This is a genomic window from Haloferax sp. ATB1 (assembly GCF_000730175.1).
Window position 1 is genome coordinate 23001 of the sequence record NZ_JPES01000006.1, and the last position, 12206, is coordinate 35206.

At 63.1% G+C, this 12206-nt stretch carries 10 protein-coding genes and 3 pseudogenes; 9 read left to right on the forward strand and 4 right to left on the reverse strand.

Annotation, left to right across the window (positions count from 1 at the left end; translation table 11 throughout):
* Positions 1–26: 26 nt before the first annotated feature.
* Positions 27–2018, reverse strand: a complete 1992-nt coding sequence (locus tag ATB1_RS01130) for a beta-galactosidase (RefSeq protein ID WP_082256222.1) — start codon at positions 2016–2018, stop codon at positions 27–29.
* A gap of 232 nt (positions 2019–2250) precedes the next feature.
* Here ATB1_RS01130 and kdgK2 point away from each other — a divergent pair, with 232 nt between their 5' ends.
* Entirely contained in the window at positions 2251–3207 is a 957-nt protein-coding gene (kdgK2, locus tag ATB1_RS01135; protein ID WP_042661887.1) for a 2-dehydro-3-deoxygalactonokinase KdgK2, read from the forward strand.
* A gap of 84 nt (positions 3208–3291) precedes the next feature.
* Here kdgK2 and ATB1_RS01140 read toward each other — a convergent pair whose 3' ends face one another.
* A complete protein-coding gene (locus ATB1_RS01140; RefSeq protein WP_042661888.1) occupies positions 3292–3939 on the reverse strand; it encodes a bifunctional 4-hydroxy-2-oxoglutarate aldolase/2-dehydro-3-deoxy-phosphogluconate aldolase in 648 nt (215 codons plus the stop codon).
* Between the two features lie 78 nt (positions 3940–4017).
* Positions 4018–5091, reverse strand: coding sequence for a D-xylose 1-dehydrogenase Gfo6 (gfo6, locus tag ATB1_RS01145; RefSeq protein WP_042661889.1), 1074 nt, complete (start codon positions 5089–5091; stop codon positions 4018–4020).
* Between the two features lie 118 nt (positions 5092–5209).
* Here gfo6 and dgoD point away from each other — a divergent pair, with 118 nt between their 5' ends.
* The 5 genes and pseudogenes from dgoD to ATB1_RS23750 all read left to right on the forward strand — a co-directional run bounded on the left by dgoD (position 5210) and on the right by ATB1_RS23750 (position 9530).
* Positions 5210–6364, forward strand: a complete 1155-nt coding sequence (gene dgoD, locus ATB1_RS01150) for a galactonate dehydratase (RefSeq protein WP_042661890.1) — start codon at positions 5210–5212, stop codon at positions 6362–6364.
* Between the two features lie 67 nt (positions 6365–6431).
* Positions 6432–7202, forward strand: a complete 771-nt coding sequence (locus tag ATB1_RS01155; RefSeq protein ID WP_042661891.1) for an IclR family transcriptional regulator — start codon at positions 6432–6434, stop codon at positions 7200–7202.
* A 784-nt stretch (positions 7203–7986) separates the two neighbouring features.
* Positions 7987–8863: pseudogene (locus ATB1_RS01160) on the forward strand (ParA family protein).
* Entirely contained in the window at positions 8860–9270 is a 411-nt protein-coding gene (locus tag ATB1_RS01165; protein WP_042661892.1) for a hypothetical protein, read from the forward strand. The pseudogene ATB1_RS01160 and the gene ATB1_RS01165 overlap by 4 nt, the downstream one beginning before the upstream one ends.
* Positions 9271–9404: 134 nt before the next feature.
* On the forward strand, positions 9405–9530 hold the full coding sequence (locus ATB1_RS23750) for a hypothetical protein (RefSeq protein ID WP_255516672.1): 126 nt from the start codon (positions 9405–9407) through the stop codon (positions 9528–9530).
* Between the two features lie 93 nt (positions 9531–9623).
* On the opposite strand, the gene narO is transcribed toward ATB1_RS23750, so the two are convergent.
* On the reverse strand, positions 9624–10259 hold the full coding sequence (gene narO, locus ATB1_RS01170; protein WP_042661893.1) for a transcriptional regulator NarO: 636 nt from the start codon (positions 10257–10259) through the stop codon (positions 9624–9626).
* Between the two features lie 264 nt (positions 10260–10523).
* Here narO and ATB1_RS24020 point away from each other — a divergent pair.
* From ATB1_RS24020 to ATB1_RS20110, 3 genes and pseudogenes are all read left to right on the forward strand, one after another.
* Positions 10524–11100: pseudogene (locus ATB1_RS24020) on the forward strand (hypothetical protein).
* Positions 11100–11753: a ubiquinol-cytochrome c reductase iron-sulfur subunit gene (locus ATB1_RS01180; RefSeq protein WP_042661894.1), complete on the forward strand. Its 654-nt coding sequence runs from the start codon at positions 11100–11102 to the stop codon at positions 11751–11753. The pseudogene ATB1_RS24020 and the gene ATB1_RS01180 overlap by 1 nt, the downstream one beginning before the upstream one ends.
* Positions 11753–12206 (forward strand): annotated as a pseudogene (locus tag ATB1_RS20110) (cytochrome b N-terminal domain-containing protein); the annotation flags it as partial. The gene ATB1_RS01180 and the pseudogene ATB1_RS20110, both read left to right, overlap by 1 nt.

Below are 12206 nucleotides of genomic sequence, written 5' to 3' on the forward strand. Positions count from 1 at the left end.
GCGTTGGTGAGTGGTTCCGTGCCGACTCACTCGGACGCGAGTCCGACGCCTCCGATGGACCCGTCGAGTACCGCGATATCGAACGCGTCGACGGTCGCCTCACCGAGCAGGAACCCGGCGGAGTCGGGGACGGTCAACGTCACCGGGTCGCTCGTGAAATTAAGCGCCCACGTGTAGCCGTCGCGCTCCATCACGCGCACGCCGTCCGGGAATCGCTCAGTGTACTCGACGCCGGCGGCGTCCAGTAACTCCGTCACGAGCGCGTCGGCGAGGTCGTCCCCCGGCCAGCAACCGCAGTACGTCACGGTTCCGTTTCCGGCGTCGTTCCGCACGATTGCGGTGTTTCCGGCCGCTTCGCCCGTCCGATACTCTCCCCGGGGCACCCCGTCTTCGGGAGCCAGCCACGAGGCCCACGTTCGGAACTCGTACGTTGCACCGTCGTAGGAGAGTCGCGTCTCGATGTGGTCGGGCAGCGTTTCGTGACGCGCCACCCGTGCGCCGGTGAGGGAGGTGAGCGGCCCCGGCGCGAGCGACTCGTGAAGCTGGTTGTACGGGTCTTTCTCCCCCGTCCGGGCCCCGAGGAGGAGACTGCCGCCCGAATCGACGTAGTCGGTCAGGGCGGTCGACAGCTCGTCGCCGACGAGATACAACGTCGGTGCGACGACCGCGTCGTACCGTTCGAGGCTCGCGTCCGGCGAGACGATGTCGACCTGCACACCGCGGGCGCGAAGCGCATCGTAGTACGTCCGTAAGTGGTTCCAGTAGTCCCAGTCGGGCGAGAGAGGTTGCGAACGCGTCGCCCACAGGCTCTCGTAGTCGTGGACGAGCGCGACCGACGCATCGACCGAGTCCAAGTCGAACAGCTCGTCGGCGGCGGTCGACGCTTCGCGGTACCCGCGGTCCGGGGAGCCGTCCTGCCGCCGAAGCCCGGCGTGGTACTGTTCTTGCCCCTGACGACAGCGACGCCAGCGGAAGTAGACGACGGCGTCCGCGCCGTGAGCGACGGCGTGGTGGGCCCACAGGCGCATCGCCCCGTCGGCCGGTTGCGGCGACTGCGGCGGCCAGTTGATGTCTCCCGGCTGTTGCTCCATCACCCAGAACGGCTTCCCTTTCGCGCCGCGCTGGAGGTCGTGGTTCATGCTCACTTGGTCGGGATTCCCGGCCCGTAACTCGTCGGCTGTCGGCGTGTCCGGCTGTCGGTCCTGCACGAACCCCGTCGGATAGGAGTCCCACGAGAGGAAATCGAGGTCGTCGGCGAGGCGAAAGGCGTCGAGTGAAAAGCCACCCATGAAGTTGTGCGTGACGAACCACTCGCCGTTCGCTTCGCGGATGAGGTCTGCGTGCAGGCGGTTGTACTCGGCCACGCTGTCGTTACTAAACCGCTCGTAGGCGAGTACCCGCGAGGGGTGGTTGGCGGCCGGTGTCGGTTTTGGGGGGTCGACGCTCTCGAAATCGTCGTACTGCTGGCTCCAAAACGCCGTTCCCCACGCCTCATTGAGGTCGGCAACGGTCTCATAGCGGTCGGCGAGCCATTCGCTAAACGCCTCGCCACAGTCCTCGCAGTAGCAGGTAACCGTCTCGTGGCAGCCGAATTCGTTGTCGGTCTGCCACCCGGCGACGTGGGGGTTGTCGGCGTATCGTTCGGTCAGCACGCCGACGATGCGTTCGGTCTCGGAACGGTAGGTGGGCGAGTTGAAGCAGGTGAACCGACGGCTCCCCCACTCGCGCGGCGTGCCGTCTCTGTCTCGCTGTCGAACGTCGGGATGTTCGTCGACGAGCCATTTCGGCGGCGTCGCTGTCGGCGTGCACAGAACCGCTTTCATCCCGAACTCCCCGATGAGTTCGACGGCCTCGTCTAACCACGCGAAATCGAACGTCCCTCGCTCCGGTTCGATTCGTCCCCACGCGAACTCCCCCATTCGAACGTATTCAATCCCGGCTTCGGCCATCTGACTGATATCGGTCTCCCACCGCTCTCGCGACCAGTGCTCCGGGAAATAGCAGACACCAACTGTCATACCCATTAGTCAAAGTGGTGAGGTATAGTTCTTTCCGGTGTCTGGGCACTGGCTGATACCCACCCGTCGAGTCCTGCGCACCAGGCCCGCCGTCACAAATTTCGGAACCATCGCCCGTACTTATGTACCACTGTGAGAGACAGTCGTGCGAACACATGCACGGCTCAACTGTCGGTCTGAACGCCCTCGACACCGAACGCGAGACCCGGTCGCAAACCGCTGAGGGGCGTCGATGACTGCCGAACTCGTCACGTTCGGCGAGACGATGATTCGGCTGAGCCCGCCGGAGGGCGAGCGAATCGAGACCGCCCAGTCCCTCGAATTCCGGACCGCCGGTGCGGAAAGCAACGTCGCGGTCGCCGCCTCCCGCCTCGGCTGCTCCGCCGCGTGGCTCTCGAAGCTTCCAGACTCGCCCCTCGGTCGGCGCGTCACCACGGAACTCCGGACACACGGCGTCGAGCCGTACGTACGCTGGGACGACGACGCTCGCCAAGGAGCGTACTACATCGAACAGGGGCGCTCGCCGCGTCCGACGAACGTCATCTACGACCGCGCCGATGCGGCAGTCACGACCGCGCGACCGGACGAACTCGCCGTCGAAGTCGTGGAAGACGCGGCGGCGTTCTACACGAGCGGCATCACGCCGGCGCTCTCCGAGACGCTTCGGGAGACGACCGGCGAGCTTCTGCAGACGGCGACCGAGGCGGGGACGACGACCGCGTTCGACCTCAACTACCGGTCGAAGCTCTGGTCGCCGTCCGACGCGCGAGACGTGTGCGAATCGCTCTTCCCCGAGGTCGACGTCCTCGTCGCCGCGGAGCGAGACATCCGCACTGTTCTGGAACTCGACGGCGACGCGCCGACGCTCGCATCGGAGTTGACCGCCGACTTCGATTTCGAGACGGTCGTGGTCACTCGCGGGGAAGACGGAGCACTCGCACGACACGACGGAACGGTGTACGAGCAACCGGTCTTCGAGACGGACACGGTCGACGCCATCGGGACCGGCGACGCGTTCGTCGGAGCGTTCCTGTCGCGGCTCATCGCGGGCGAATCAGTCGAGACCGCGCTCGCCTACGGTGCGGCGACCGCCGCGCTCAAACGGACAATTCACGGCGACCTCGCGGTCGTGACGCCTGACGAAGTCGAACGCGTCCTCCGCGGGGGCGACGCCGGAATCGACCGATAACTCCCTCCTTCGCCGAGCGTTCCGGATTCGCCGCGCGAACCGCGCCGAGACAGTCAGCTCCGAACTTCCGAGCGGTGGGGTGCGTCAGTCGCGGCGTGCGCTTTCGACCGCTTCGACGAAGGAACGCGCGTTGTTCTCGATGGTCGCGAAGTCACCGCGCGAGACGGCGTCGTTGTCTACGATTGCGCTTCCGACCCCAACGGCGGTCGCTCCGGCGTCGAAGAACTCGCCGACGGTATCGAGGTCCACGCCACCCGTCGGAACCGTCGGAATGTGTCCGAGCGGACCGCCCAGTGCGGAGACGAACCCGGGGCCGAGCGTTCCGGCCGGGAACACCTTCACCATCTCGGCACCGGCCTCGTAGGCGTCGACCGCCTCGGTCGGTGTCGCGATACCGACGATAGAAGGGGCACCGTATCTGTTACCGGTCCGGATGACCCCCTCGTCGAACGTCGGCGTGACCAGGTACTCCGCACCTGCGAGCAGCGCCGCGCGAGCGGTTTCGCCGTCGAGGACGGTTCCAGCGCCGATGGTGACCTCTTCCGCCGTGAACGACGCGGACACGTCGCGGAGCATGTCGAGGACGCCGTCCGTGTTCGCGGTGATTTCGACGGTCGAGACGCCGCCGCGCGTGAGCGCTTCGACGGTTTCGATCGCCGTGTCGGCGTCGGTTCCACGGATGATGGCGATGAGGCCGGTCTCCCGGATGCGGCGTGCTGGGTGTTGGCTCATACTGGCTACTCTCGGACGAGGGGTTTAAACGCGGTGGTCGACCCGTCCAGAGATACCGTCCCGCCCCGTCGCCGACGCTCAGTCGAGCGTGACCACACGTCCGGACTCGCCTGCCTCGTAGACGGCCTCGATGAGTCGCATATCGAGGACGCCGTGTTCGCCGTCGGGACCGATCGGCGCGTCGGTCAAGATGCGGTCTGCGGCGTAGTCGAACAACTCGGTCATCTGATTGACCTGCGGCGTGTCGAGCGTGACCGAAACGTCGTCGCGCGTCACTCGGATTTCCGTTTCCATGTGGTAGGCCGGTTCGACGAGAATCTCGCCGTTGGTCCCGACGACGCGGAGGCTGGTCGTCGCTTGGGCGTTTTGGCTGGCGGTCGCGGCCAAGTACGTTCCGTCGTCGAACTCCACCATGAACGAGGTGTGCTCGTCGGGCACCTGCTCGAACGCGTCGTGAGCGGATTGCATGAACGCCTGCGCGGCAACCGGGTCGGAATCGAGCAGGAACCGGCAGGTGTTGAGCGGATAGATGCCGATGTCCGTGACGGTCGCGCCCGGTCCCGCCAGTTCGGGGTCGAGCCGCCATTGGTTCGGGTCGGAACTCAGTTCGAGCATCGCTTGCGAGTTCGTCCCGATCGCGTGGACCGGGTCGCCGATGACGCCGTCTCGAATCAACTTTCGCGCGCGTCGAATCGCGGGTTCGGTGTGCATCCGGTAGCCGACGATAAGCGGAACGCCCGCCTCGTCACACGCATCGACCATCTTCTGCCCGCGTTCGCTACTCGCTTCGATCGGTTTCTCGCAGAGGACAGCCTTGCCCAACTCGGCGGCCGTGCGCGCGTACGGGAGATGAAGCGCGTTGGGCGAGCAGATGTATACCGCGTCGTAGGCGTCGGCGGCTTCGCCGGCGTGGAACTCGTCGTACGAGAGACCGTGTGTCGCCGTTTCGACGCCGGCCGCGACCCGTTTCGCTTTCTCCGAGGTACTACTGACGGTGACGGTCGTCTCGCACAACTCGGACGCGTCGATAGCCGGAATCGCTTGGTCGACGGTCCACCACCCGAGCCCGATGACTGCGATGCGGACCGTCCCGTCGGAAACACGCTGCCAGTTACGGCGCTCGAAATCATCGAGGAACGCTTCTAACGACATACGAGTTCCACATCATGGACGAGTAGGTATAATATCGAGGGTTCGAGGGTGGGCACCGACGTCACAGTCCGAGAGAAAGATTTTTTCGAGGGACACCCCAACGTACGCGTAACGAATCATGAGTAAGATTTCGGAGTATGAGCTGTTCGAGGTGCCACCGCGATGGCTGTTTCTCAAGTTGGAGACGACCGACGGCGTCGTCGGCTGGGGCGAACCAGTCGTGGAGGGACGCGCTCACAGCGTCAGGGCCGCCGTCGAGGAACTGATGGACAACTACATCCTTGGAACGGACCCCGCGGCGATAGAAGACCACTGGCAAGCGATGTACCGGGGCGGCTTCTATCGCGGCGGTCCGGTGTTGATGAGCGCGATTGCGGGTATCGACCAGGCGCTGTGGGACATCAAAGGCAAACGCTTCGGAGCCCCGGTTCACGAACTGCTCGGCGGTGCGACGCGGGACCGAATGCGCGTCTATCAGTGGATCGGTGGGGACCGCCCCTCGGAGGTCGCCGAACAGGCCGAACTGAAAGTCGAGGCGGGGCTGACCGCCGTGAAGATGAACGCCACGGCGGAGCTTGAACGGATTGACACGCCCGCGTCGGTCCAAGCGGCGGTCAATCGACTCGAAGAGGTCAGGGAGGCCGTTGGCCCCGAAATCGACATCGGCGTCGACTTCCACGGGCGCGTCTCGAAGCCCATGGCGAAGCGACTGGCGAAGGCGCTCGAACCGTACGAGCCGATGTTCATCGAAGAGCCCGTCCTCCCCGAACACAACGACGTGCTCCCGGAAATCGCACAGCACACGACGATTCCCATCGCGACGGGCGAGCGAATGTACTCGCGCTGGGATTTCAAGCAGGTGTTCGAGAACGGCGCGGTCGACCTGATTCAGCCGGACCTCAGCCACGCGGGTGGCATTACCGAAGTCAAGAAGATCGCAGCGATGGCCGAGGCGTACGACGTCGCGCTCGCCCCGCACTGTCCGCTCGGCCCGATTGCGCTCGCCTCGTGCCTCCAAGTGGACACCTGTTCCCCCAACGCGCTCATCCAGGAACAGAGCCTCAACATCCACTACAACCAGCGGAACGACGTGCTCGACTATCTCGAAGACAAGAGCGCGTTCGAGTACGAAGACGGCTACGTCGCGGTTCCCGACGAACCCGGGCTCGGAATACAGATGGACGAACAGTACATCCGAAAGCAGGCCGAACGCCCGGTCAACTGGCACAACCCCGTGTGGCGTCACGAAGACGGCAGCGTCGCCGAGTGGTGACCGGCCGCCGCGAATCGTTCACTAACTGTTAACAACTTATTTGTACGTCCGTCGAGTGTCGGAGGGTATGCCCACCGCAGACGACTACGGAATCAAGGCGACGATGACGAGCCATCGAATCCTCGATACGATACGGAGTCGCGACCGGCCGACGTTGACGGAGATCGCTCGGGCACTCGACCTCTCGAAACCGGCGGTCCACAAGCACCTCGCGACGCTCGAAACACTCGGCTACGTCATGCGACGTGACGAGGGGTACGAAATCGGACTCGAACTCGTGAGTTTCGGCGTCTACGCGAGGCGACGACAGCGGATATACGAGGTCGCGCGGTCACAGGTGGTCGAACTGGCCAACACCATGCGAGAGCAGGTCTGTCTGGTCGTTCCGGGACAGGGTAGTGAGTGGAACTGCCTCTACATGTTCACGGCCGTGCCAGCGGATTTAGACACCCCGGACCAGGAAGGTGAGATACGACCATTGCACGCGACAGCGGCCGGGAAGGTAATCCTCGCCAATATGGACAAAGACGAGGTCGCGGAGTTTCTCGACCACGACTCGCTCTCCTCGGAGACTGCGAATACGATCACCGAACGCAACGAGTTGAAGTCCAAACTCCAAGCGATTCGCGACCAAGGAGTCGCATACGACAGACAGGAGCAATCGGATGACTATCGGGGTGTCGCCGCACCGGTCCTCGACGACGATGGTCGCCCGCTGGGCGCAATCGAAGTCCTCGGCCCTCCCCCGAGAATGAGCGGAAAGCGTCTCGAAGAGGACACCGTCGGCTTGGTCGTCAGCGGAGCGAAGAACGTAGAGAATAAACTCTCGATCGACTGACTGATTTTCTATTAGTTAACAGAGACCCGGCGCGGGAGGTAGAAATACGGATACGGAAACCCGGATATATGTTCGTGAAGTTCGTGATAGTCAAGATGATGGGTAGATAGTTCAGTCGTAGTCCGAGAGGGTGTTTTCTAACCGTGAACAATACTGAACGATTCGTATATTTGGCTCTGCGGGTTGCTCGGTGGCGGAACAGCGACCAAATTACATCCATAGCGCTGTAAATTCCGAACATCGCGAATTCAATATCGAACTCGTGACTCGGACGGTATCTCGACAGGTCGTTTGACGGGACAGTATTGTAGTATATAAACAATTTCTTCCTCCCCACGCGTGACTGCAACCCTACGGCTGTCGAACTGACTGGCTCGCCTGTGGCGAGTGTGAGACCGCGTTTCGATGAGCTTTCGCTCGACGGACCGAGCGTACCGACCGCTCTAAATCGAGAGGTAACCGTCGTCTAGCGCGTTATCTCGGAAAGTCACATCGTTTAAGAAGTCGTGTTTCTCCGGGAGTCGGTGAGAACTGGAGCGGTCTACCGGTGCCGTCCCGTCAAAACGATTCACCGTCAAACGTCAGTTCCACGCCGCGTGTAGTTGTGCATCTTTTACAATATAATTGCGTGAAGACGTGCCGGTCTGTCCGGTGCTGGCGGTAGATGTTCACTATGTGTGTTCAGTGAGTACATTCATTGATTCACACAATTAGTGGTGTTTCATGCTGAACACAATGGTGGTATGTACAGAAGATTCAAGGTGGACGTTCTTGATGAGACAGTATGCTCACGTACTCGACCTACAGCGAGGCGGGCGGGGTTGGGAAGACGACCACCGCAGCGAATCTGGCGGTCGCGCACGCTCGGGCGGGGCTGAAACCGCTCGTCGTTCCGCTCGACCCGCAGGACGGCGACCTCTCGCGTCTCTTCGGCGTTGACGACCAGCGGACGGACTCAGTCGATAACATCGTCCGGCATATGATTCGCCGCCCCAACGGCGACTTCGACGACCTCATTCGAACCGTCGAGGGTGTCGATATCGTTCCCGAACACAATATGCTCTCAGATTTGGCCGACTTTCTCCAGCGAGAGAAAGATCAAGCCGAAGCCATGGGCGAAGCGTTCGGGATGCACGCACAGCTACTTCGCGTGCTTCGCGAGGCCGGCGTCCCGGAGGAGTACGACGTACTGATCTGTGACCCGCCAGCGACTGAAGGCCCGCATCTCTACAACGCGATTCATGCAACGCGGTCGCTTGTCATCCCCGTCGAGCCGAGCGCCAAAGGCCGGGCGGCAGTCGAAGGGCTCGAAGCCCTCGTCGCGGGCTTCGAAGACCAACTCGAAATCGACGTCGGTGTGCTCGCCGCCGTGCCGACCGGATTCAAAAACACGCGTGACCAACGGCAGGTGCTGACTGAAATCGACTATCCGATTCCGGAAATCATCAGCGAGCGTGCCTCCCTCATGGAAGGCTGTTGGATGGAACAGTGTTCGGCGTTCAAATACGTTCGTGAACACCGCGTCTCGCCGTCGTGACTACGAAATTGAGACACTCGCGCAGTTCGACCGCATCGCAAGGCATCTCGAACAACAGGTCGGCATCGAAGCGCCGAACCCACCGGAACCCGGTGACGTCGACCACGAGGTGATGACGGTATGACTGGGATGAAGAAAGGAGCCGGTGAAAACCCGTTCGCGGACGATTCGTCGACCGAATCGAAGACCGATACAGCGCCCGAGGCTGAGGAACCAGCACCTGAGCAGGCCGAAGAAACGGATTCGAACCAAGGCGAGGGTGCAGACGAAAAACAGTCTCGCCAACAGATTCAGATTCCATACAAGTTCCGCCGCGATGGCGTCCAAGACGGCCGTGACCGGGTTCCGCTGTTCTTGCAGAAGGAGACGAAAGTCGCGGAGCGAGACGCCCTTCGAGAGTTCGAAGACCGGTTCGAAGAGAACGTCTCGCTCACCGACCTCCGTGAAGCGCTCATGAAGGTTGGACTGCAACACCTCGACGAAACGGAAGAGTGCCTCGAAGAGTGGGGCTACGGGATGACCTTCGACTAGCGAATCGGGAGCAACGCGGAATGCAACTTCGAGACTTCGCCCCGCATCGGCGAGACGGTCGAGCCTGGCACGTGTCCCGCCCCCGTAGCCGTTCGCGACGTTGGAGACGCCACCCCCGGTCACGACTCTCCGGGATGCGAATCGAACGCGTCCGCCCCGACCGGCGAACCGCACAGCACGCACCCATCGTCGAGAATCCGCTCACGGATGCCCGCGTCGACGAACACCTCGACGCTGCACTCCGGGCAGTCGAAGACTAACTGGCCTGGCACGGCGACCACTACCCGAAGCACAGACGCTGTCAGTATCTATCACACCCCACCATAGGGCGGGAATACATACGCTAGGCCCAACTACACGTCGAGAATCGCGTCGAGAAGCTTCGACTGGGCGGCGGACAGATGCTCGGTGAACGTCGACCGGTTGATATCGAGCGCCGCGGCGACTTCCGTCGCGTTTGCCTCGCGGGGATGTTCGAAGTACCCCATCTCGTGGGCCGTCTCAAGGACCTCCCGCTGTCTCGCCGTCAATTTGTCGCGGTCAACGAACACGAGCGAGCTGGAGACGGAATCTGGTTCGGACTGTGTGAGTCGCCGAAGTGAGATGCCGTCGAACTCCGATTTAAGATTGACGACGATGTCGCGGAACGATGTGAGGTCCGAAGCGACGAACGACAGAACGACGGTGCCGCACTCCGCTTCGAGGTGCCGGACCGGACAGCCGTGACACTCGACGAGTTCGCAGGCGCACCGTGGCCCCTCGGCGGGGCCGCTGGTCACGCGATAAATCGTCTTTTGCTCGTGGTGAAACACCTCGTCTGCGTCGTCGATAGCGGCTGACGAGGGGGCGGTAAACTCGACCGCGGCGGTGTCGTTGTCGGCAGCCACCGACCGCGAGACGGATTCGACGGAGGTCTCCGCCGACGCTTCCGACACCCGGCAGACAGACGGGTCAGTCACGTGAATTTCACCGTGCACGCCCTCGGTCATAGGTCGGCGTACGACGGTGGCTCTGAAATAATCTTCGCCGAATCTGTTTGCCGTCTCGTGATTCCGGTCCGTGTTCGAGCGGATTCCCCAACGAGAGCCGTATAAAGTCCCCGCACCCTATGGTTCGGGTGTTACTGGCCTCGGTGCAGATTCTCCAACGAATCGAAGTATGACATATACGAGCTTGCTCGGGGCCAAACGGGGGAACGGAACGCCGCCCGTTTGGAGCGTGAGGCGGCGAGTCGGTACGCGGGGTGAGTCACCGTGAGACGCGGGACGGTCGTCGTGTTGCTGCTCGTCGTCGCGGTGCTCCTGCCGACGTGGTACGTGGCGTTGCACGGCGAACCGCCGAGCGAACAGATAGAAATCGACCAGAGCGTCACCGAGATGCGGCCGCTGCAGGAGATCGTCGACACGCCGGAGAAACTCGCGCCGAGTCAGGTGGGCGTCATCGTGTGGGTGGCGCTCTTCGCGCTCGTCGGCGTCCTCGCCGCAGTCCACCGGTTCATGGACACGGCGGTCAGGAGCTGACCCGGGTGACGAATCAACGATCGCGGACGGCGGTCAGGTCGGACTGCCGTGGTTCTGGACCGCGGACCGCTGGGTCGTCGAGTACGACGACGCCTCCGACGCCATCGAGGGAATCGTGGCGATGGGCGGACTGACCATCCTCGCTATCGTCTTCGCGGCGCTGTTCACCGGCGAGTACCTGACGCTCGCGCGGACCCAGTACTTCGGCGTCTACGCCGCGGGGATGTTCACCGCGCTCGCTTTGCTCACCGTGTCGTACTACGCGTGGTTCCTCCCCCACGTCGAGGTCGCAGAACGGAGGGGACACTAATGAGACTCGACAATCAGAACGCATCGGACGACTGCGACGAGCACTGCGATGACTGCGGGGACGACAGCAACTACCGGCCGAGCATCTTCTCCGACGACCGCGCCTCGCTCGCCCGCCGCGACTACGCGAAACTGCTCGCCAGCGTCGGGGGTTTGACCGCCGTCGGGAGCCTCGCGGCACCGTTGGCCGGGCTGACTCGCGTCTTCGAGCGCTCGTACACCGGCCCCGTGTACTCGGACGGCATCTACCTCGTCGACGGTGAGGGCGAGCGCGTCGGCGAGAACGCCCTGAGCGAAGGCGAAAAGATGACCGTGTTCCCGGAGCCCAGACCGGGCATCGAACGGGCGCCGACGCTACTCGTGAGACACGCCGAGGACGCCTACGGTGGCGCAACGAACCTTGAGTACACGGTGTCGGGTTACGCCGCCTACTCGAAGGTCTGTACCCACGCGGGCTGTATGGTGTCGAACGAGGAGGGAGAGACGTTCGTCTGCCCGTGTCACTTCGGGAAGTTCGACCCGACCGCGGGCGCGAAAGTGGTCGGTGGACCGCCTTCGAGACCGCTCCCGCAACTCCCAATCACGTTGTCGAGCGAGGGCAATCTCATCGCCACGGGCGACTTCAATGGGCCGGTCGGCCCGGGGGGCGAGTGATGTCGCGGCTCGACCGTCTCGCCGACCGCGCCGGCGACGCCGGCGACGAGGCGTACGACTGGGTAGACGAGCGGTTCGACCTCGACAGCGGCCGCGCGTTCCTCGGGAAGGCGTTCCCCGCCGAGGACTCGTTTCTCCTCGGCGAGGTGGCGCTGTTCTGCTTCCTGCTTCTCGTCCTCACCGGGATGTTCCTCGGGATGTTCTTCGAACCGTCGACGAGCGGCGTCGAATACGAGGGAGCGTCGCGAAGTTCCAAGGCCAAGAGGTGCCCGAGGCGTTCGCGAGCGTCCTGCACATCACCTACGACATCCCCTTCGGGATGTTCATCCGGCGGATGCACCACTGGGCGGCTCACCTATTCGTCGCGTCCATCGGGCTGCACATGCTCAGGGTGTTTTTCACCGGGGCGTACCGCAATCCGCGCGAGCCGAACTGGGTCGTCGGCACCGGCCT